Here is a 20,910-nt window from a genome sequence, read left to right on the forward strand (position 1 = left end):
CATGCCCCGCCTGCTGATCCGGCAAGCCACCGAGCTGCGGGACGCACTCCTGACGGTGGGAGTGCTGAAGAACGCGGACGAACGCCTGATGTGCCTCGAAGCCGTGCACGGCGAACTCGGTCACCAGGTCGTGGGCGACAACCGGCGGAACGTGTCGAACAAGGCCGAGCTCATGTTCATCGTCCAGGCGCTGGCGGCCGTGCCGGAGGGCCTGCCGACGCTGCTGCGGGCGGCGGCCGCGTTCGGCGAGGAGAGTGCCGTCCTGCCCGCGTGGCAGATCCTCGCGCGCGTCGAACTGGCCGCGCTGCTCGCCGAGGTCCGGCCCGACGTGGTCGCCGAGGTCGCCGGTCAGGTGATGGACGCCCGCGTCGAGATCGACGAGCCGGATGTCGTCCTGCAGCAGGTCGGCTGGCAGCGCGCCGACGCGTGGGGCGCGCCGGCGATGATCGCCTTCGCGGCGCTGCTCCTGGAGCGGCTGCCGGGGAGGGCCGACGAGACACCGGCCGCGGCCGGGGTCGCCGGTCGGGAAGGCAACAGCACCGGGATCGAGGCTTGGCTCACCGGTGGACGGTATGATTTGGGGTTGACCGGGGCTGACCTGGACAACGCTCGCCGCGTGGCGCGATTGATCAGCGCGGCCGCGGGACCGGGCTCGAACACAGGTTTGCCGGCGCATGAGGAAGGTCCCGACGTGGGTACCACGACGATCATCAAGGTCACCGACTCGGGGACGACGCAACCGCCTGCGCTGGTCTGGGGTGGCGTTCCCGCCCGCAACCAGTACTTCGTGGGCCGCCGCGAGAGCCTCGCCACGCTCGACGCCGCGCTGAGCCATCAAGCACGGGCCTCGGTCCTGCCGAAGGCGAGCGTGCGCGGCGCCGGTGGCGTCGGCAAGACGCAGCTCGCCGTCGAGTACACCTACCTTCATCAGAGCCGTTACCAGATCATCTGGTGGATCAACGCGGAGAACATCGCGACCGTGCGGGCCTCGCTCTCCGCGCTGGCCGATCGGGCCGGCATCCCGCCCAATCCCAGCATGGAACAACGGATCCGCGCTCTGCTGGACCACCTGGCGACCACGTCGCAAAACTGGCTGCTGGTCTACGACAACGCGACCGATCCCGCCGAACTGGCCCCGCTCATGCCGACCGCGAACGTCGTCGGCGAACTCGGCCACGTGATCGTGACGACCCGCAACACCGCGTGGGCCGCCGAAGGCGCCACTCTGGAACTGGACGTGTTCAGCCGTTCGGAGTCCCTGGAGTTGCTCCAGGCGCGCGTGCCCGACACATCCGACCGGGAGGCCCACGACCTCGCCGAGAAGCTCGACGATCTGCCGCTGGCGCTGGAGCAGGCCGCGAGCTGGCTGCTGACCATGCCGTCCTCGGTGGACGAATATCTGGAGGACCTGGAAAGCCGGGCCACCACGCTGCTCGCCGAAGGGCGGCCGCGTGAGTACAACGGCACCGTGCTGACCGTCGTCTCGCTGGCGCTGCCTGAGCTGGCCGAACGGTCCGCCGCCGCCGTCCAGCTCCTCGAGCTGCTGGTCCACCTCGCGCCCGAGCCGATCTCGACGCGGCTGCTCTGGGAGGGCCGCCGCGCCGCCGGTCTCCCGGAACCGCTGCGATCGGTGCTGCAGGAACGCAACGACATCTCCCGCGCGGTACGCCACCTCGGCGCGCTCGGCCTGGCCCGGATCGACAACGCGAACAAGCGGGTCCAGATCCACCGGCTCGTCCACCTCGTCGTCCGGGAGGGCCTGACCTCCGCCGAACCGCTGCTGAACGCGCAGCGCCTGCTCTCCGCGGCCAACCCCGGCTTCCCCGACGACCGGGGGACCTGGCCCCGGCACTCGGAGATCGCGCCACACCTGCACGCCGCCCGGCTGATCCACGGCGACGTCGACGCCCGCCGGACAGTGCTGGACCAGGTGCGTTACCTCTACAACACCGGGGATTACGAGAGCTGCCGCGCACTGGTCGAGGAGGCGCTGGCCTTCTGGGACATTCCCGGCGAGGACGGCGAGCCCAGCACCGACGCGCTGACCCTGCTGGCGTTGCGCCGTTACGGCGACGCGCTGCGGCAGCTGAACGATCCGCAGGCGGCGGCCGTCACCCTGGCGGCGTACGAGCGCATGGTCGTGGCGCTCGGCGAGGAGCACGAGTACACGATGGGCGCCGCGAACAGCGTCGGCGCCGATCTGCGCCGGGCCGGCCGCGTGACCGAGGCCCGGGAGCTGGACGCCCGCACCCTGGAGACGCAGCGCCGGGTGCTCGGCGACGCCGATCCCAGCACGCTGCGCATCATGAACTCGCTGGCCATGGACTTGCGGCTGACCGGCGACTTCGCCGCCTCTTACGCGTTGAACGTCGAAGTCGAGGAGCACGCCCGCACCTTGGAGGACGGTGCGATCCCGATCGTCCTCGCCCAGGAGGCCCAGGCGCGCGACCTCTACCTCCTCGGCCGGTACGCCGACGCCGCCGCGCTGCTGGAGGGTTCGCTGCCGATCCAGCGCAGCCTGCTCGGCGCGGATCACCTGACCGTGCTCCGGGCGACCTGCGTCTACGTGGCGAGCCTGCGTAAGCTCGGCCGGCTCGACGAGGCGGTGGCCGAGGGCCGGGCCAACCACCTCCTGGCCACCCGCCGGTTCGGTCCCGACCATCTGATGACCGCCGAATGCGGAATGACGACCGCGAACGCGCTCCGGGCGCGGGGCGACGCCCGGGACGCCCACACCTACGCGATGCGCAGTCTCCACCTGTTCCGCGAGATCTACGGAGAGGACCACCCGCTGGTGTGGTGCGCGTCCGTCAACGTCGCGGCCATCCTGCGCGCCCGTGACCTCGACCAGGAGGCGGAGGCCCTGAGCCTTCGCACGCTCGACGGCCTGCGCCGCAGCCTCCCAGCCGAGCACCCGTATCTGCTCAGCGCCCGCAGCGGTGTGGTGATGAACCTGGTTCGGGCCCACCGGGTTTCCGAGGCCCAGCCGTTGTCGGCCGAGATCCTCGCCGACTCGCAACGCATCCGCGGTCCCCAGCACGCGTACACCTACTACTGCATGGTCAACGCCGCGGTCGACCTGATCCAGACCGACCAGGCGGAGACGGGGCTGCCGATGCTCGCGGAGGCGACGCGGCTGCTGACCGAGAAGTTCGGCGCGGAGCACCCCGAGGTGGAGGCCGCCCGGAACCGGCGCCGCATCGAGTGCGACATCGAGACGATCAGCTTGATCTGACGGTGCGCGCGGCCAGCGTCGCGCACAACAACCGGCCCGCGTCGGTCAGGCTCGTGGCCCGGTCCAGCTCCGCGAACGCCTGGTCCAGCTGTCGGCGTACCTCGGCCAGGCGCGCCTCGGCCCGCTCCGCGAACTCAGCTTGTACGCACAGCGCAGCCCACAGATCCGCCACGGCGGTGAAGGCGTACGCCCCGTGCAGAAGTCCCGTGATGGGCCGGGGGTCGGCGCGCCACGGTGACGCGTACCAGCCCTGGTCGGCGGGATCGAACAGGTCGGCCAGGTGCATGACGACGCTGAGCTTGCTGTGCTGGAACTCGTGCACCATCGCGATGGCGAGCTCGACCGGGCTCAACCCGGGTTCGCTGGCGAACGCGCCGAACGCGTCGGAGTTCGTGACGCTGTGATTGCCCGCCCCGGCGTCGCCCAGCGGGACGAACGTCGTCAACCCGTACGCCAGCTCGTCGGCGTACGCGGGGGCGCAGTCGGCGAGCAGCCGCCAAGCGGCGTCGAATGTGGACTTCGCGGCGGCGTGCGCGGCGTCGGTCAGGCGACTGGCGAGGGCCAAACCAAAGCAGTCCCGCATAGGGTCGGCGTCGTCCACCGTGAGCCGCAGACTGCGCCCGTTATGCCGAAGGCTGTAGCGCGTCAGGGCCGGCCAGTCGTCCATCGAGTCCGATTCGATCCCGACTCCATTCGCCGCCCGCCGCGCGACGGCGTCCAGATAACCGGCGGGAGCCGACGCCAACCCGCGCGTCCGATGCGTCGCCCAGACTCCGAGCCATGGCAGCCGCAAGACCTCCAGCACCGCGCCCGAATCCACTTCGTACGCCCGCCCGATCACCGTCGCCGCCGGAATCAGCTCCGGATCGGTGCTGACCAGATGCCGGATCAGCAACAGCGTCCGAGTCAACTGAGCGTCGCGCAGCTTCTCGATCTGCCCCCGCCCGGCGGCGCTCCGGGCGAACTCCCGCAACTCGCCAGGGGTCAGTCCGAGACGGGGCGCGTCTCGAGAAAGCTGTTCCATCCCGCGAGCGTCCTCTCCGGGTGCGTGTGCACCAGCGCGACCAGATCCGCGACGGCTGCCGTCAACGCTGGATCATCGCCCAGCAGCAGGCGGTTCAGGCGATCGCCGGAGATGTCGGGCAACGGCGCCCGGCTCGGCAGGGGTCTTTCGTCATCCATCGGTTTCCCGCAAGCGACGGCGAAGTAAGTCCTGTCCAGTCTCTCACAACGCCGCACCGCGAATGCCCTATGTGACCGGTGGTTGTCACACTGCACCCGGCGGAATGGCGGAATGCTTGGCTACGCGGCGGGGGAGAGGCGTTCGTGGCGTTCGACCAGCAGCCGGATGCCGGCCGGCTCCAGCGCCACCAGGCTCGGCACGATCTCGCCGGCGGCGTACGGGGAGTCGAGCACGCAGCGTTCGAGGTACTCCACCCAGCCGGAGTCCTGGCGGGTCACGAGGATCGTGTCCGGGTCGGGGAGTGCGACGACGAGGTGGTCGGCGCCGAGCGTACGGCTCATCTGGTCGTGGAAGTCGGGCAGCGCCAGGGCGGATGAGGCGAAGGCGCCTTCGCGGCGCAGCGTCAGGAAACGGCCCCGATCCGGGCGCTCGCGATCTTCGCCGACGTCGACGCGCAGGCCCGAGACGAGCGCGCCGTACGCCGTCGCGAGAACCTCTTCGAACGGCTGCGTGCCGAGTTTGGCGTGGGTGAGGTGGTTCATGCCGATGCGGCCCTGCGGCGTGGTGGCGACCGCGGCGACGGTGACGTGCAGCCGCCCTGGGACGACATCGCGATGGGGGAGATGCTGCAGGAGGTCGATCGTGGGCGACGACCAGCTCCACAGGATCGGCAGGAGCTGGCCGTTCTCGGCGACGTGCTCCATGTTGTCCACCGCCTGCGCCGCCGCGTGCTGCCGTTCCGCCTGCTCCATGGTCTGGCGGACCTCGGCGTACGCCGCCTCCCAGCCGCCGGGGCCGGGCCGGTCGAAGCTGTAGGTGACCGCGGCCCGGGGGAACGTCCGTCCGATGAAGTCCTCGTCCACCGCCGACGGCTGCCACTCCGAGTAGATGCGGCTCACGTCGGCTGCCGCGCGCCGTTCGACCGGCACCGCGAACCACGCCTGCTGCACGCAGTCGTCGGCTTGGGTCGGCCCGCTGGAGATGAACGGCTCGGGGTAGCCCGGAATCTCGAAGACCACCATGTTGGTCGAGGGGTCGGTGTTCACGCGTCCTCCCAAAGGCACGTCCTCAAGCAAGATCGTCAGGCACGGTACCACCGCCCGGCCAACCCGCCGTCGTCCGGTCACAGTAGACGGTTGCGGCCCCATCCGCGCGCCATCCGCCAGGCGGCGAACGCGCCAAGCACGACGGCGACCGCCAGCAAGACGCCTGCGGCTCGGACGGTCGCGCCCGCGTCGCCGTCGAGGGCGGCGGTCAGCGCGTGCAGCGCCCAATATCCCGGCGACGCGGGGGCGGCGGCGCGCAGCCACGCCGGCATCAGGGTCAAGGGCACCATCGCACCGCCGAGCACGGTGAAGAACATCCCGCCCAGGTCGTTGACCGCGCTCAGCTCGCTCTGGCTGCGTACCACTGTGGCGAGAGCGGCCCCCGCGCACAGCAAGGTCACCGCCCAGCTCACGCCCGCGACCAGCAGGAGGTCCGGTCGCGGCACGCGCAACCCCAGGAAGATCATCGAGTACGCGATGAGCGCGCCCTGTTGCGCGAGCAGCACCGTGCCGAGCGGGACGGCCTTGCCCACCAGGATCTGCGCGGGCCGGGCGGGGGTGGCGCGGAGCCGGTCGAGGGTGTGCCACGAGCGTTCGGTGAGGATGCCCCCGGCGATGATGTTCAGCCCGAGCAGCGAGAAGAGCACGAGCATCCCGGTGACCGCCTGAGTGAGTCCGGCCGACCCGAGGGCGGCCGAGTAGAGCGGGCGTAGCGCGGTGATCAGCACCAGCGGCATGCCGACGCGGCTGAGCGCCGGGCCGGGTTCGGCGAGCAACAGCGCGAAGTTGTGCCGGATCAGCACGGCGGCGGCGCTCATCGGGCCACCGCCAGGCGGTGGTAGAGGTCGTCGAGGGTGGCCGGCCGGATGTCCACAGCCGACGGCCGTACGCCTTCGGTCAGCAGCCGGGCCAGTGCCGCAGTCGGATCCGGGGTGGTGATCTGCTCGACGCTGCCGTCGGCCCGGGTGATGTCGAGATGGCCGGGCAGCCCCGCGAGCAGGCTCTCCTGATCGCCCCGGGCGATGACCCGACCGGCCGAGCACAGCGCGAGGGTGGCGCCCAGCTCGACCAGTTCGGGCAGGTAGTGGGTGGTGTAGCAGACGGCCGTGCCGGTCGCCGCGACCTCTTTGATCAGATCGAGCAAGGCGGCCCTCGTCTCGGGATCGGCGCCGACGGTCGGCTCGTCGAGCAGCAGCAGGCGGGGGCGGTGGAGCAACGCGGTCGCGGCCTGCGCCCGGCGACGCTGCCCGCCCGACAGCAACCCGATCGGGCGGTCGAGGCAGTCGGTCAGCAGCAGACGGTCGGCGGTCTCCGTGATCGCCTGACGGAGCGCCCGCCCGCGGAGCCCGGCGAGTCCGCCGAACAGGCGCAGGTTCTGCCGAAGGCTCGCCGAGAGGTAGAGCGCCAGTTCCTGGGGCGCCACCCCGATGCGGTCCCGGGCCTGCGCGGGCGTCCGCCCGTCGATCGTGACGTCCCCGGCGTCGGGGCGGACGAGGCCGGTGACGATCTCGACGAAAGTCGTCTTGCCGGCGCCGTTGTGGCCGATGAGCCCACAGATCTCGCCGGGGGCGATCGAGAGAGTGAAGCCGTCCAGCGCGCGGCGGTCACCGTACTGCTTGACCAGGTCGTTCGCGGAGAGCATGGGCTGACCTCCTTTGTGATCTACGGTGTATAGATCTACACTGTAGAGGTGGCTCAGGATGATCGCAAGCGCCAGATTCTCGACGCCGCGCTGGAGCTGGCCGACGAACGCGGCCTGACCGGCGTGACCATGCGCGCGTTGGCGCAGAAGCTCGGCGTGACCGCGATGGCGCTCTACCCGCACATCGGGGACAAGGACGGCCTGCTCGACGGGCTCGTCGACCGGATGCTCGCCGAGCTGCTGCCCGCCGTGCCCGTCGACGGCACCCCGGAGGAGCGGCTGCTGGCGGTGGGCCGCGCCGCGCGCGAGCTGTCGCGGCGGCACCCCTCGGCGTACGCGTTGCTTCTGGCCCGGCCGGCGGTCACGCCCGACGCCGTGCGCCTGGTCGACGCCGTCTACGGCGCTCTGCTGGACCTCGGCGTACCGGAGGCCGAAGTGCCGCGCGTCGAGCGGCTCATCACGACCTTCGCCCTCGGGTACGCCGCCAGCGAGGCCAGCGGGCGATTCTCGGCGGGCACGATCAACCCCCGAGGCCGGCGAGCGCAGTTCCCGGCCGACGAAGTTCCCGCCCATCGCCGGCTCAGCGAGGTGCTCGACCGCTTGCCGGACTGGGACGCGGAGTACGAAGCCGATCTGCAGGACCTGTTGTCGCTGGTCCGAGTGCGATGGTCGTGAGCCCTCGGCTCAGTCGGTGACCACGGCGAGGACGAAGCCGTCGTGCCCCTTCACACCGACCGTCTGCACCGCTGTGGCGGCGAGGCGGGGCTCCGCGGCGATCAGCTCGGTGAATCGGCGTACGCCGACGACCCGGGGATCGTCCTCGGTCGGGTCGGTGACGGCGCCCTCGCGGACCACATTGTCGCCGACGATGACGCTGCCGGGCCGGGTGAGCTTGAGTGACCACGCCAGATAGTCGGGATTGGACGGCTTGTCGGCGTCGATGAACACGAGGTCGAACGGGCCGGCGCCCTCGGCTTCGAGCGTGGGCAGCGTCTCCAGGGCCTTGCCGACCCGGATGTCGACGAGATGCCCGACGCCGGCCCGTTCGACGTTGGCCCCGGCGACGGCCGCGGCGTGCTCGTCGACCTCCAGCGTCACGAGGCGACCGTCGTCCGGGAGGGCGCGGGCGAGCCAGATCGTGCTGTAGCCGCCGAGCGTGCCGATTTCGAGAATGGTCCGCGCACCTTGGATCCGGGCCAGCAGGTTCAGCAGTTTCCCCTGGTTGGGGGCCACCTGAAGGGGGCTCAGACCGGCCGCGTCACTGTCTTCGATCGCTGCGGCGAGCGCGGAGTCCTCTTTCACGAGCAGATCCGCGAAGTAGCCGTCGACCGCAGTCCAGGTGCTCTGCATCATGCGGGTTCCTTCCGGAGACTGAGCAGCGTGGAGGACGTTACCACTGGTCGTCGCCGAGGAGACGCAGCTGGAAGCCCGTGTTCCGGGGAAACTCGACGGCCCGCCGCCGGAGGGCAGCGGGCCGTGGTGTCGTGGACCCGATCAGCTCTTCTGCTCGTCCAGGAAGTCGATGGCGACGGCGGCGAACAGCGGCGACTGGAACAGGTTGTAGTGCGTCAGGCCGGGCAGGATCGCCAGCGCGTGCCCGCCCGCCGGGCGGCCCTCGGCCATCCAGCCGCCGTCGCGCTGCCCGCCGTCGAGCAGGCCGAAGACCTCGACGTAGTGGCTCGGGGGAGCCATGTCGGCGTCGGCCGCGACGACGAGCGTGGGCACCTGGATGGCGCGCACCTCCTCGGTGAAGTCGAAGTCCTTCGCCATCGCCGCGCCGATCTTGTCGAGCAGGCGCGGGAAGTCCTCGGGGCGCGGGGCGACCCGCTGGTAGAGCTGGTACATCGGGGTGTCCTTCATGAACTCGGCCGCCGCCGCGCCGACCTGCCCCTGCTGGCCGAGCATCTCCGGGTAGATCGCGCTGCGCTTGATGTTCGCGGAGGCGGCGACGAGACGGCCGATCTTCTCCGGGTGGCGGAACCCGACGTGCCACGCGACGCCGCCGCCGAGCGAGTAACCCACCACGTCGGGCCGGTCCAGGCCCAGGTGGTCGATCAGCGCGGCGATGTCGTCGGCCATCAGCGCCACGTCCAGCGGCCGGTCGATGTCGGCGGTCCGCCCGTGGCCCTGCAGGTCCACCAGGATCACCTGGTGGTGATCGGCGAACGGAGCCAGGGCCGGGCCGAACATCTCGCCGGACCCGAGCCCGCCGTGCAGCAGGATCAGCGGGCGGCCCTCGCCGTAGGTCTCGTAGTACAGGTTGATCCCGTTGACCTCGGCGTACTGGCCGGTGCCCGCGGTTTCGGTGGTCCAGGTGGTCATGATCGGCTCCTTGAGGTTTCCTTCAACGTCATCTGACACCACCTATGACGGTCTCGGCCGGCGAAACTCATCGCGCCCCGGGAAGAATTTTTCGCCGGGCCCCACGATAGGTTGATCATCATGGTGGGCACGGTCGCGCAACTCTGGCGTCATCCGATCAAGTCGATGCTGGGCGAGCAGGTCAGCGAGGCGGAAGTGACCGAGTGTGGGCTGGCCGGCGACCGTCGCTGGGCCGTCGTCGACCAAGTCACCGGCAAGATCGCCAGCGCGAAGACCCCCCGCCTGTGGCGGGCGCTGCTCACGTGCCGGGGGACGGCCGGGCCGGACGGCGTGGTCATCCTCGGGCCGGGCGGTCGCCCGCTGGACGACGCCAGACTGGCCGAGGTGGTCGGGCGGCCGGTGCGCCTGGCCGACACGCCCCCGCCCGGGGCGTCGCTGGATCGGTCGAAACCGGATCAGGTGCTGGCACGGGGGCTCGACGCCGAGGTCGACGCCGACGTCGTCCACTTCGGCTCAGCCGCACCCAGCGGCACCTTCTTCGACTTCGCGCCGATTCACCTGCTCACCACGTCGACCCTGCGGAGCGTCGCCGCGCTGAGTCCGCGTACGGCGATCGAGGTCGAGCGCTATCGGCCCAACATCGTCGTGGACACGACCGGACCCGGCTTTCCCGAGCACGCCTGGGTGGGTGGAGACTTGCGGATCGGCGACGAGGTGGTGCTGCGCGTCATCGCTTCCACCCCACGCTGCGCCATCCCGACGCTCGCCCATGGCGAGTTGCCCCGCGACACCTCTGCGTTGCGCGTACTCGCTGAGCACAACCGGGTGCCAGCGCTGCCGGGACGGGACCCCGAGCCGTGCGCCGGGGTGTACGCGCAAGTGGTGGTCCCAGGGTGGGTGCGACCGGGCGATCACGTCGTGGTGGCGTGAAGCTCCAGGTCGGCGACGGCGGACACGATGTCCGGGAAGGCCGGGATGTACGCGTCGACCGCGCGGCCGGCGAAGTCCGACCGGTCCCGCACGCCGCTCTGAAGACAGGCGATGAAGCGCAGGCCTGCGCCGACCGCGGCGTCCGCGTCGCCCGGTGAGTCTCCGACGTAGACACACTGCGCGGGCGCGAAGCCGGTCTCGGCCAGGAACTCGTCGAAGGCCCGCGGATCGGGCTTGCCGAAGCTGGTGTTGCCGGCGTGGAAGGCCCCCTTCAGCCGGCCCGCGAGCGCGTGGCCAGGTGCGAGCAGATGCCGCATCTCCTCCTCGGTCCGGGAGGTGAGCACGTAGACGGCCCGCCCGGCGGCGGCGAGGTCGTCGAGCGCGCGCAGGTTCTCCGGCACGATCGCGTCCAGAAGTCCCTCGGCGACGTAGCGGCCCAGCACCGACGGGTACGCGGCGACGAACCGGTCGAGGTCGACCCCGGGCGACCGGGTCGGCAACGCCGTGAGCAGCGGCTGGCCCCAGGTCGCCCGATGGACGGCCCGCTCGATCGGCGTCGCGCCGATGCGGGAGAGGACCTCGTTCTCCAAGGCGAAACAGGCGGCCTCGGTGAGGCAGAGGGTGTCGTCGACGTCGAGGACCACCGCCCGGATCGCCGCGTCGTCCATGTGCGTCATCGTTTCAGGTCGGCGAGAGCGCCGGGCTGCTCAGCAGTACGCGTTCGCCCCCGGGCGGTACGCGGGCGGGCGAACGCGATCAGCGCCACGAGCGGGATCACCAGCATCGACTCGGCGAGCAGCACGGTGCCGAGGGTGACGAGCGTCCAGCCGAGCGCCCGCACCAGGGCCACCGCGATGCCGATGCCGCCGACCGTTCCGACGAAGATGCCGTACCACGCTGGCAGGTGCCGAGTCACTACGTTCCTCCCCAGGTCCGGGAAAGATCCTTTCAGATCCGCCACCGTGACGCCAGGGCCACTGTACGTAATTGAGTAATGCTCGGTCAGCCCGCCGGTCGGGCGGTCAGGCAGACCAACGCCGAACGATGAGTCGCGCCGTAGGTCGTCGTGACGTCGAAGCGCTGCTCGGTGAGGAACGTGGCGACCCGGTCGGCGATCGCCTCGGCGCGCGCGATCGCCGGCGGCTCGTAAGTCAGGAACATCGCCCCGGACGGTTTGAGCAGCCGCCGGATGATGTCGAGGTCGCTCGCCGAGGAACGGACCCAGAACAGGTTCACGTTGACCGCGAAGACCTTGTCGAACCGCCGCCGCGGCAGATCCGCGCCGTCCAGCGGGGCGGTCTGGAACACCGCCCGGCCGGCCGCGACATGCTCGGCGTTGCGCTGCTCGGCGTACTTCACCATGGTGAGCGACCGGTCGATCGCGGTGATCTGCCCACTGCGCAGACGGTCGCAGACAAGGGAGACGGCCGCCCCCCGGCCGCACCCGATCTCCAGGAGGCGGTCGCCGGGGCGTACCGCCATCTTCTCCACGGTCCAGCGGACCCGTTCCGGAATTGCACCCACCGCCATCCGTCTGTCATACCAAACGGACGCTTGCGACCGCGCATATGGTGGGGTGATGCCGGAGCGCGTGATCCTGGTCGTCGGCTACGACGGCGCCGAGCTGCTCGACATCGCCTGCGTGACGTCCAGTCTGGACATCGCCAACCGCATCGGCGCGAGCCCGCCGTACCGGAGCGTGCTGGCCACGCCGGGCGGCCGGCCGATCATCTGCGACTCCGGGTTGCAGCTCGCCGGGCAGGCCGCGCTGGAACAGTTCCGCGGACCGATCGACACGCTGCTGGTCAGCGGCGGCCTCGGGCACCGGGACGCGGCCGAGGATCCCGTCGTGGTCGGCCATGTACGCCGGCTCGCCGCGCTGTCCCGCCGAGTGGCCTCGGTCTGCACCGGCGCCACCGTGCTCGCCGAGGCGGGACTCCTGACCAACAAGCGCGTCACCACCCACTGGATGTACGCCGAACAACTGGCCCGGACCTATCCGGAGATCATCGTCGACCCCGATCCGATCTACGTCCGCGACGGCGACGTGGCCACCTCCGGCGGCGTCACCAGCGCGCTCGACCTGACCCTCGCCTTCGTCGAGGACGACCACGGGATGGCGCTCGCGCGGGGCGTCGCGCTCGGCGTGGTGGCGTACCTGCAACGGCCGGGCGCGCAGGCGCAGCTGAGCATGTTCCTGACCCGGCGCGACGGTGACGACCTCGTGGTACGCCGGGCGACCAGCCACATCGTCAGCAACCTCGCCGACGACCTGACTGCCGGGGCGCTCGCCAAACTGGCCGGGGTGAGCGAACGGCACCTGTCCCGGCTGTTCCTCACCTACGTGCGAGAGACCCCGGCGCAGTACGTGCGGCGGGCGCGTACGGAGGCGGCGGCACACCTGCTCACCTCGACCGGCCTTCCGCTGCCCGCCGTCGCCCGCCGATGCGGGTTCGGCAGTACGGAGACGATGCGGCAGGCGTTCGTGACGCACTACGGGGTGCCGCCTTCGGCGTACCGCAGGAATCCCGTCGCCCCGCCCATGGAATCGGACCCGTTAGGCCTGGATCCGGGCTTCGCCGCCGCCGGTGCGGCACGATCGGGCTCGTGAGTCGCATTCTGTCCCTCGGGGATCTCCGGGATCGCTGGCCTACCGCGTTAGGCCTGGTCTCCATCGCCGGCGCGGTGGCCGTCCTGCTGCTCAGCTCACGAGACGAGCTGCTGTTCGGCCCGGCCATCGCCACCATGGCGGGGATCTACCTGATGGCGTACGCCCTCGGCCGGCCGTGGACCGCGTGGCCCGCCTTCGTCGTGCTGAGCATCGTGGTCACCGTCTTCCAGATCCTCTACCTGCGCTCGGGTGGCCCGCACCCCGCCGTCGGGATGTCGGCCGTCCTCGTCGTGCTGTGGATCTGGGTGCTCGCCGCCCGGCGGTTCCGCGATCTCACCGTACAGACGGGCGGCATGGCGTTCTTCGGCGCGCTCAGCCTGCTGTGCGCCGTGGTGGAGCCCCGCCTCGCGGTGGCGGTCGCCGGGGTCGGCTTCCTCTTCCACGGCGCTTGGGACGCGTACCACTTCAAGGTGGACCGGGTGGTCAACCGGCCGTGGTCGGAGTTCTGCGGCGTGGTGGACCTCGGAGTGGGGCTGGCGCTGCTCGTCGCGGCCGCGGCCGGCTGACCCGGCGCTTGACCGTCGCGGGATCCTTGGTGCTTGCTCCGTCGTGCTGATCCGGCGCGTGACCGTCGCGGGATCCCGGGATAACGCGGCTTTGCGAACGATCTTAGCCGCGTTATCCGGCATCCCGCGATGATCAAGTAGGTCAAGAGTGCGTGTCAGGCGGTGAGGGTCACCGGCGTACCGGGGGAGGAGACGGTCACCGCAACGGTGCGGTCGTCGCCGACGGCGACGGACGACTCGGGAGCAGAACCGACCTGGACGCGTACCGTGTCGCCGGCTGACGCAGGGACGCCGAGGCGTACCGGACCGTCGGAGGCGACGACCGCCGACACCACCGTCGAGCTACGCGAATAGTCCGACACGACGGTGGACGAATCCGCGTCGACCAGCACGGCGGAGTCCAGCAGTACACGCAGCCGGTCGTCGGCGTACAGGTTGAGGCGGCCTTCGCGCAGGTTGAGGTTGGTCAGTGTGGCCGTACGCCCGGGGCGGGCGAACCGCCAGCCGCCGGGCCGGGCGTCGGCCAGCTGCTGCATCGCCAGGTACGCCAGCAGGTTGCCCCAGCTGAGCAGGAAGTCCGAGCGCGCCTCGAACGGGTGGATGTCCTCGTCCGGGCTGGAGAAGTAGTTCTCGTGGACGTGGCTGTGCTCCTCCCATTCGACCCGGAACATGCCGAGCAGCTCGTCGACGATCCGGTCGACGTGCTCGTCCAGTCCGTACCGGCGCAGCCCTTCGACGGCGAGGAAGGCGACCGGCCCCCAGACGCGGCCGCGCATGTAGTGCCGGTTGTAGCCGGGGTCGCTGCGCGACACGCTCGGCAGCGGCGGCGAACCGCCGAGGAGCGAAGGCGTCAGCAGGGTCTCGACCGCGCGCTGTGCCCGTGCCGGTGAGGATGCTCCGGCCAGCAGCGGATACAGCATGCTGGGCGCGAGGTGGATGTCGAACGAGCCGTCGGCCCGCAGGTTCCGGTAGTGGCCCGCGTCCTCGTCCCAGAAGCGTTCCTCCACCGCGGTCCGCGCGTCGGTCAGTTCGCCGCGCAAGCGGGCCGCGACGTCGGTGAAACCCAGCCGGTCGGCGATGAACGTCAGCGCCTCGGCGTCGACCGCGTGCAGTGCCGTGAGCGCCACGTCGGTCAGGTCCATCGTGTGCGTCTTCGGGTCGTACTGGATCTCGTCGAACATCGGGGAGTCATCCATCCCCGACTCGCGCCGCGTACTGTCCACAGTGGCCGACTTCGGATCGCCGGTCGGGTCGGAGCCCCAGGTGAGCAGGCCCAACGGGCCGACCCGATCCCGAGTCCACCAGTCGTGCCAGCCGAGCAGCGCGTCATACGCTCCGCTCAGCAGCGACAGGTCGCGCGTCTCGTCCGACAACCCGGTGCTCAGGTACGACTTGACAACCGTATACGCCCCGACCGGCGGTTGCGACCGGTCGTCGGTGCGCCCGCGTTCGTCGGAGACGCGGTTGGGCACCATGCCCCGGTCGGTGGCCTGCTCCAGCATCTGGTCGTAGATGCCCCGCGCGAAGTCGTGGTCGATCCAGGTCGCGGTGAGCCCGCAGAAGAACGTGTCCCAGCCGTGCAGCGCCCAGGTGCCGTAGAACCCGCGCCGCCCGGCGTGCACGAAGTCCCGGGAGGTGGGCGTGATGACCCGGGCGAGATCGGTCCGGATCACGGTGTTCCAGGTGAGCGCACGCTGGTAGCCCTCGGCCGCCCGGCCCAGCCAGCCTGAGCTGCCGATCGCCTTCGCCTCGGCGGCGACCTTCGCCGCCTCGAAGTCGACGGCCGGAGCGGTCACGCCGACCGGCGCCCAGGTGAACACGCCACCGCGTCCGGGCAGCGTGACGACGCCGTCGCGGACGTCCGAACCTTCCGGCAGCGTCGCGTGCCAGCGGGTGAGATCCACCGGGCCTGCCTCGGGCAGCTTGTCGACGATCAAGCGGACGCTGTGGCCGGGCGGCGTACCGGGGAGCAGCTCGGCCAGTCCCGCCAGGACGTCCGTCGCCGGGTTGGTGAAGACCAGGCGCAGCAGCGCTTCCCCGGCGCGGACGGTGACCTCGGCGTACTCGCCGTCGACGGTGTGGTGGCCCAGCCGTGCCAAGCCCTCCCGCCAGGTGAAGCCGTCGGTCACGGTGCCGTCCGGCGCCACGATCGCGGCACGGATCCGCAGGCCGGAGGGCAGATGGGCGGCGGCCGTGTGGTACTGCGTGTCCCAGGTGTTCCAGTCCCTCGGGACGGGATGGTGCTCGGTCATCGGTGGTTCTCCAGGGTCGGTATCCAGATCCGCATGGCGTGCGGGCCGCGGTTGGCCCACGCGTAGTACGGGATGAGCGTCAGTTCTTGTGGGCCGTCGGCGTCGCTGCGCAGCAAGGTCACGCCGCCGAGCAGATCGGGCCGGGGTTCGGCGTGGATCGTCGCCGCCGGGTCGAGCCGCAGGTCCTCCAGCACCGCGTCCGGGTGTTCGGGCTGCTCCAGCGCGTACACCAGGGGTCCGCGCGTCACCGCCAGGCAGCCGCGCGTCGCGTCCACCCGCTCGTCCGGCACGATCAGCCTCGGCGTCAGGTCCAGCTCCAGCACGACCTGGTCACCCGGCTGGAAGACGCGCGAGGTCCGCGAATACTCACCACCAAGTGGTACGCGTAGAGCCAGCTCGACGGGGTGCGCCGGAGCCTCCAGCACGGTCACCACCACCCGGCCGTCCCAGGGGTACGCCGTTTCGACGTCGACCGCGAAGTCCCCGGATCGGAGGGTGCCCTGGGCGTACTGGTGGATCTGGAGACCGTCCTCGGTCCCCGTCGCCAGATATCCCGGCAGGCTGGCGAGCGTACGCATGACGTTGGGCGGGCAGCAGGCGCAGTTGAACCACGGCCGGCGGCCGTTGGCGGGGGAGCGCTGCACGTCGGCGCGTGCCCCCGTTCGCCGGTGCAACGTGTTGACGTAGAAGTACTCCGGCTCGGTCAGCGACACCGCTGGGAGCACCGCGTTGTACAGGATGCGCTCCATCTGGTCGGCGTACCGGGGATCGCCGGTGGCGAGCAGCAGCCGCCAGGCCCACTGCAGGACGCCGATGGCCGCGCACGTCTCGGCGTACGCCCGATCCGGCGGCAGCTCGTAGTCGTCCCCGAACGCCTCGCCGTCCCAGCGCGACCCGACGCCCCCGGTGACGTGCTGTTGACGGGCGCTCATCGCGTCGAACAACCGGCGTACGGCCGCCAGCAGCTCGGCGTCGCCGGTCTCGATCGCGACGTCGGTCGCGCCGAGGGCGAAGTAGACCGCCCGGACGGCATGACCCTCCAAATTGGCGGCTTCCCGGATGGGCACCCGGTCGGCGTAGTGCGCCGGATCGGCATAGTGCGACGGGTCGAAGCCCGGCTTGGTGGCCCGGCCGTGCCCGCGCGCGTCGACGAAGTACGCCGCCAGGTCGAGATAGCGCCGTTCGCCGGTCTCCCGGAACAGCTCGACCAGGGCGGTCTCGATCCCGGGATGCCCCTCCAGCTCACCGCGCTTGCCGGGACCGAAGTTCTCGGCCAGGTGGTCGGCGAAGCGTACGGCGACCTCGAGCAACGTGCGGTCGCCGGTGGCGCGGGTCGCCGCCACGGCCGCCTGAAACAGGTGACCCGCGTTGTACAGCTCGTGGCTCATCCAGAGCTGGGCATACCGCGGTTCGCCGCGCAGGCGCATCACGGAGTTGAGGTAGCCGTCGCTCTCTTGGGCCGCCTCGACCGTCGTGGTCAGGTCGCGGAGGTGGCCCAGCAGCTCCGGGTCTTCGCTGCGGGCGTACTCCCAGGCGGCTGCCTCCATCCATTTGAAGACGTCCGAATCCCAGAAGACCGCCCCGCGCGCCGCGCCGGTCTGTTCCCCGGCGGCGATCCGGAGGTTGCCGATGTTCCCGGCCTCGATCAGGCGCTCACGGCCGACCGGGATCGCCGCGGAGTTGGCGGCGATCCGGCCGGCCCAGAACCCGCCGGTGATCCGGCTGTCCGGCAAGCCCAGGGGATGCAACCTCACCCCCGACGTCGGTGCGGCGATCACGCCGGAGCCTGCCGCCGGAACCGTACGCCGTCGGCGATCACCACGCCGTCAGCCGCGTCGGTCAGCTCCACGTAACCGTCGAGTCCGGCCCGCAACGGGAAGGTGCCCAGCGAGACCCATTCGCCCATGCGTACGTCGGCGACGCCGTGGAGCTTCTGGTTGACGGTCACGGTGGACGCGCCCTCCGCGTGATGCACCGTGTAGGGCGCGTTACTCGCCCGGTTCGGGTCGGCGGCGTACGAGATGAGCACCTCGTAGCGGTCGTCCCCGGGGAGCGCGGGCCGCCAGCGGGCGCTGTTGGCCCCGGTGCCCTTCGCGTGGGTGAGGTAGTTGAAGCCGTAGTAGCCGAAGACGCCCCTGCTGCTCGGCCAGGAGCCGGTGGTGGCGAAGCCGAGGCCGCCGTTGTCGACGGCGAAGTCCTCGCGGACGTCCGGCGCATGCGCCGCCTCGACCAGGCTGAGCTGATCGAGCGAGACGGCCGTGCCACCGCCGCGACCGGGACCGGCGAGGGTGAAGCGGATCGTGTGCCGCCCGGCCCCCAGCCGTCCGGTACGCAGCAGCGCCGTGTCGTAGCCGTCCCCGCGATACGAGGTGAGATCCAGTGTGGACGTACGCGGAGTCTCGCCGTCCACGGTGACGGTGATCAGCCCGCCGTCGGCGGACCGGAAGTAGCGCAACCACAGCTCGTAGTCGTCACCCGGAGCCACCGTGAACGGATACTCGACGTAGTCGCCTTCGGCCTCCGGAGTCCAGGCCGCGCGGGAGCCGTCCCGAGCCGTCGCCTCCACGACGACGGTGAGCGTGCCACCGGAGACGGTCGCGTGCTTGGCGGTCTTGCCCAAGTCGTGCGTGAGTTTCTCGGTCACCTCCGGGCCGGTCGCGAGGCTGTCGCGACCCTGAGTGAGCCATTCGAGGTTGAACCGGGCGAACGCCACTCGGCGAGGGCTGCCGTCGAGGTCGCCGTCGCAGCCGTAGAGCAGCACGATCGTGCCGTCCGACAGCCGCGCGAGGTCGGAGTAGAACGCCCGGATCGGGCTGAGCGACCGGCTGTAGCGAAACGACTGGCCCTCGTCGTAGCTGACCGCGACCGTCATGTTCCACCGCATCGGCGAGTCCGGGAAGCTGAACAGCATCCGGTTCGGCTCCGGGCTGTGCGGTCCGCCCGTGTACCGGATCAGGCTCGTGTCGCAGCCGTTGAACAGCCCGGCGTTGAAGTCCATCCGGGGCTTCGACCAGGTCACGCCACCATCGTGACTGACCGCGATCGCCCGCGGCCAGTCGTTGCCGGAACCAGGCCGGGTGTTCATGACCACCGCGCCGTCGGCCCGTTGCACCAGCCGGGCCTCGCCCGCGACCGGCAGCCCGGCCTCCATCGGGATCTCGCCTCCGGCCAGCCAGGTACGCCCATGGTCGTCGCTGTAGATCGTCGACGCGCCATAGTTCCGGTCGGCCGTGGGTACGCCGGTGATGACCGTCCGGTGCGAGCAGGACAGGATGAGCCGCCCGGAGTCGAGCTGGATGCCGTGACCCGGACCCGGCCCGTGCATCGCCCAGCCGTACGGGAAGTGGTCGAACAGCCCGGCCAGGCTGCGGCGTTCGCTCCAGGTCTGCCCGCCGTCGGTGCTGGAGACCAGGTAAACCGTGCTGGAGTCGGCCGAGCAGCTCGTGTTCTCCGGCAGCTGCTCGCAGAGGTTGTGGAAGAGGAAGACCTCACCGGTGATCTTGTCCACGACGAACGTCGGGTTCGCCCAGATCTGACCGTCGACCGCCTGCTCGACCACCTGGGTGGGGCTCCAGGTCCGGCCGCCGTCGGTGCTGCGGCGTACGAGGATGTCGTGCGGTCCGGCGTCACAGGTCTCGTGGCGGCCCTCGGTGCAGGCCAGGATCGTGTCGTCGGGCAGGACGGCCAGGGCGTGCACGTGATAGCTCGACAGCCCGTCGACGGTGTTGTCCCACAGGGTCGTCTCAGTGAAGAACGGCGCCTGCGGTTCGGACTCCTCCCAGGCTACGGCATTCTCAGTGGAGGCGGTGGCGGTGGCGGTGGCGTTGGCGGTGGCGTTGGCGTTGGCGTTGGCGGGGGAGGCGGGCAGGGCGAGCGCGGAAGCGCCGGCGACGGCGCCGAGGGTGAACGCTCGCCGGCTGATGCGGTGGGACATGCGGCTCTCCTTGACTGTCTTCGAGGCGGGACTGTCTTCGGGGCGGGACTGTCTTTAGAGCGGGACTGCTTCCTGCCGGCTGGTCTTCTCGCGCTGGATCAGGGTTCTCGGCCGGATCTTGAGCCAAGATTCGACCCGGAACCCTGATCCAGCGCTGGGGGCTGTCGGGTCAGGCCCGGCGCAGGATGTCGCTGAGCCCGTCGAGCGCGGTACGCAGTGCGGCGAGTTCGTCGTCGGTGCACGGGAGGAACGGCTCGGCGGCCGTCGCGGGAGCCAGCCCGAGCAGGTGCAAGGCGGTCTTCATGATCACGACGCCGCTGGCCCCGGGCCGGATGGCGAAGAGGGCGGCCAGCCGGTTGACGTCCTGCTGGAGCGCGGTCGCGGTGGCGTCGTCGCCACTGCTGCCGGCGCGGAACAGGTTGACGCAGAGGGCGGGGGCGAGCATGCCGACCCCCGGGACGGTGCCGGACGCGCCGAGGCGCAGCGCGACATCCAGTTGCCGTTCGATGCCCTGGGCGACGCCGAATCCGGGTCGCTCACCGGCCACCTCGCAGAACTGGCCGAATTGCGTGGCATCACCAGAGTTGTCCTTCAAGCCCACGATCCCGGGTTCGTCGAGCAGGCGGCGGATGAGGCTGACCGGGACGGGGTTGCCCGTGTAGGCGGGGCTGTTGTAGACGACGATCGGGCGGCCGAGCGCGGCCGCCGCCTGGAAGTGCGCCAGCAGTTCCCGCTCGGTGTGCTTGAAGTAGAACGGGGCCAGTACGACGACCGCGTCGAGGTCGACGTCGTCCAGCGCCTCGATGCGACGGCGGGTCTCCTCCGTGCCCGGGCCGGTGGCGGCCACCATGACGGTGGCGGCGTCGCCGACGAGCGCCCGCCATCGGGCGGTCACGTCGGTGGCGTACCGCTGGACGGCGTCACCGGACAGCAACGGGCCCTCGCCGTTCGTCCCGGCCACCAGCAGCGACGTCACGCCGCCCTCCGCCAGGTACGCCAGCAGCGGCTCGACGGCCTCGGCGTCCGGCCGTCCGTGGGAGTCCAGTGCGGTGATCAACGGGATGACCGTGCCGCTGACCAGCGGCTTTACCGCGTCGTCGGTGGCCGGACCGCTGTTGTGCCTGGTAGACATGGGACCTCCTGAACGAGTGCTTCCGGACGGTACCGGCGATCTCCACCGGACGCCAGA

At 70.8% G+C, this 20,910-nt stretch carries 19 protein-coding genes; 5 read left to right on the forward strand and 14 right to left on the reverse strand.

From position 1 onward, the window contains the following. The first annotated feature begins 1 nt into the window (after window position 1). A complete protein-coding gene (gene fxsT, locus AB0H43_RS34225; protein WP_360006328.1) occupies window positions 2–3,235 on the forward strand; it encodes an FxSxx-COOH system tetratricopeptide repeat protein in 3,234 nt (1,077 codons plus the stop codon). On the opposite strand, the gene AB0H43_RS34230 is transcribed toward fxsT, so the two are convergent. The 5 genes from AB0H43_RS34230 to AB0H43_RS34250 form a co-directional block, all read right to left on the reverse strand. Continuing rightward, window positions 3,222–4,259: an HEXXH motif-containing putative peptide modification protein gene (locus AB0H43_RS34230; RefSeq protein ID WP_360006330.1), complete on the reverse strand. Its 1,038-nt coding sequence runs from the start codon at window positions 4,257–4,259 to the stop codon at window positions 3,222–3,224. The genes fxsT and AB0H43_RS34230 overlap by 14 nt on opposite strands. After that, the gene (locus AB0H43_RS34235) at window positions 4,220–4,417 is read right to left on the reverse strand and encodes a hypothetical protein (RefSeq protein ID WP_360006332.1); all 198 of its coding nucleotides are present in this window, start codon (window positions 4,415–4,417) and stop codon (window positions 4,220–4,222) included. The genes AB0H43_RS34230 and AB0H43_RS34235 overlap by 40 nt, the downstream gene beginning before the upstream one ends. A gap of 120 nt (window positions 4,418–4,537) precedes the next feature. After that, on the reverse strand, window positions 4,538–5,464 hold the full coding sequence (locus tag AB0H43_RS34240) for a hypothetical protein (RefSeq protein WP_360006334.1): 927 nt from the start codon (window positions 5,462–5,464) through the stop codon (window positions 4,538–4,540). A gap of 77 nt (window positions 5,465–5,541) precedes the next feature. Beyond that, a complete protein-coding gene (locus tag AB0H43_RS34245) occupies window positions 5,542–6,282 on the reverse strand; it encodes an ABC transporter permease (RefSeq protein WP_360006336.1) in 741 nt (246 codons plus the stop codon). Next, the gene (locus tag AB0H43_RS34250) at window positions 6,279–7,106 is read right to left on the reverse strand and encodes an ABC transporter ATP-binding protein (protein ID WP_360006337.1); all 828 of its coding nucleotides are present in this window, start codon (window positions 7,104–7,106) and stop codon (window positions 6,279–6,281) included. Before AB0H43_RS34250 ends, AB0H43_RS34245 begins: the two co-directional genes overlap by 4 nt. Window positions 7,107–7,154: 48 nt before the next feature. Between AB0H43_RS34250 and AB0H43_RS34255 the strand changes: the two genes are divergently transcribed. Then, on the forward strand, window positions 7,155–7,781 hold the full coding sequence (locus AB0H43_RS34255) for a TetR family transcriptional regulator (RefSeq protein WP_360006339.1): 627 nt from the start codon (window positions 7,155–7,157) through the stop codon (window positions 7,779–7,781). Window positions 7,782–7,790: 9 nt separating this feature from the next. On the opposite strand, the gene AB0H43_RS34260 is transcribed toward AB0H43_RS34255, so the two are convergent. After that, on the reverse strand, window positions 7,791–8,459 hold the full coding sequence (locus AB0H43_RS34260; RefSeq protein WP_360006341.1) for an O-methyltransferase: 669 nt from the start codon (window positions 8,457–8,459) through the stop codon (window positions 7,791–7,793). A gap of 141 nt (window positions 8,460–8,600) precedes the next feature. Further along, window positions 8,601–9,428 (reverse strand): alpha/beta fold hydrolase, encoded by an 828-nt coding sequence (locus tag AB0H43_RS34265; protein WP_360006343.1) that lies wholly within the window; start codon window positions 9,426–9,428, stop codon window positions 8,601–8,603. A gap of 120 nt (window positions 9,429–9,548) precedes the next feature. On the opposite strand from AB0H43_RS34265, the gene AB0H43_RS34270 reads away from it, so the two are divergent. Beyond that, window positions 9,549–10,358 (forward strand): MOSC N-terminal beta barrel domain-containing protein, encoded by an 810-nt coding sequence (locus AB0H43_RS34270; protein WP_360006346.1) that lies wholly within the window; start codon window positions 9,549–9,551, stop codon window positions 10,356–10,358. Here the strand turns inward: AB0H43_RS34270 and AB0H43_RS34275 are convergent. From AB0H43_RS34275 to AB0H43_RS34285, 3 genes are all read right to left on the reverse strand, one after another. Continuing rightward, complete coding sequence (locus AB0H43_RS34275; protein WP_360006348.1) at window positions 10,340–11,026, reverse strand: HAD-IA family hydrolase; 687 nt, start codon at window positions 11,024–11,026, stop codon at window positions 10,340–10,342. The genes AB0H43_RS34270 and AB0H43_RS34275 overlap by 19 nt on opposite strands. Before the next feature lie 5 nt (window positions 11,027–11,031). Further along, window positions 11,032–11,274 carry a hypothetical protein gene (locus tag AB0H43_RS34280; RefSeq protein ID WP_360006351.1) on the reverse strand — a complete coding sequence of 81 codons (243 nt, stop codon included), beginning with the start codon at window positions 11,272–11,274 and terminating at the stop codon, window positions 11,032–11,034. An 86-nt stretch (window positions 11,275–11,360) separates the two neighbouring features. Then, window positions 11,361–11,888, reverse strand: coding sequence for a methyltransferase domain-containing protein (locus AB0H43_RS34285; protein ID WP_360006354.1), 528 nt, complete (start codon window positions 11,886–11,888; stop codon window positions 11,361–11,363). A gap of 49 nt (window positions 11,889–11,937) precedes the next feature. On the opposite strand from AB0H43_RS34285, the gene AB0H43_RS34290 reads away from it, so the two are divergent. Together AB0H43_RS34290 and AB0H43_RS34295 are read left to right on the forward strand one after the other, a co-directional pair. After that, on the forward strand, window positions 11,938–12,969 hold the full coding sequence (locus AB0H43_RS34290; protein ID WP_360006356.1) for a helix-turn-helix domain-containing protein: 1,032 nt from the start codon (window positions 11,938–11,940) through the stop codon (window positions 12,967–12,969). Beyond that, complete coding sequence (locus AB0H43_RS34295) at window positions 12,966–13,535, forward strand: hypothetical protein (RefSeq protein ID WP_360006359.1); 570 nt, start codon at window positions 12,966–12,968, stop codon at window positions 13,533–13,535. Before AB0H43_RS34290 ends, AB0H43_RS34295 begins: the two co-directional genes overlap by 4 nt. 155 nt (window positions 13,536–13,690) lie before the next feature. On the opposite strand, the gene AB0H43_RS34300 is transcribed toward AB0H43_RS34295, so the two are convergent. The 4 genes from AB0H43_RS34300 to AB0H43_RS34315 form a co-directional block, all read right to left on the reverse strand. Further along, window positions 13,691–15,787: a trehalase family glycosidase gene (locus AB0H43_RS34300; protein WP_360006361.1), complete on the reverse strand. Its 2,097-nt coding sequence runs from the start codon at window positions 15,785–15,787 to the stop codon at window positions 13,691–13,693. Then, on the reverse strand, window positions 15,784–17,541 hold the full coding sequence (locus AB0H43_RS34305) for a beta-L-arabinofuranosidase domain-containing protein (RefSeq protein WP_360006364.1): 1,758 nt from the start codon (window positions 17,539–17,541) through the stop codon (window positions 15,784–15,786). Before AB0H43_RS34305 ends, AB0H43_RS34300 begins: the two co-directional genes overlap by 4 nt. A 20-nt stretch (window positions 17,542–17,561) precedes the next feature. Then, window positions 17,562–19,721 carry an exo-alpha-sialidase gene (locus AB0H43_RS34310; RefSeq protein ID WP_360006367.1) on the reverse strand — a complete coding sequence of 720 codons (2,160 nt, stop codon included), beginning with the start codon at window positions 19,719–19,721 and terminating at the stop codon, window positions 17,562–17,564. Between the two features lie 169 nt (window positions 19,722–19,890). After that, the gene (locus tag AB0H43_RS34315) at window positions 19,891–20,853 is read right to left on the reverse strand and encodes a dihydrodipicolinate synthase family protein (RefSeq protein ID WP_360006370.1); all 963 of its coding nucleotides are present in this window, start codon (window positions 20,851–20,853) and stop codon (window positions 19,891–19,893) included. Window positions 20,854–20,910: the final 57 nt, after the last annotated feature.

Origin of the sequence: Hamadaea sp. NPDC050747 (assembly GCF_040654195.1) — a bacterium.
Lineage (GTDB): Bacteria > Actinomycetota > Actinomycetes > Mycobacteriales > Micromonosporaceae > Hamadaea.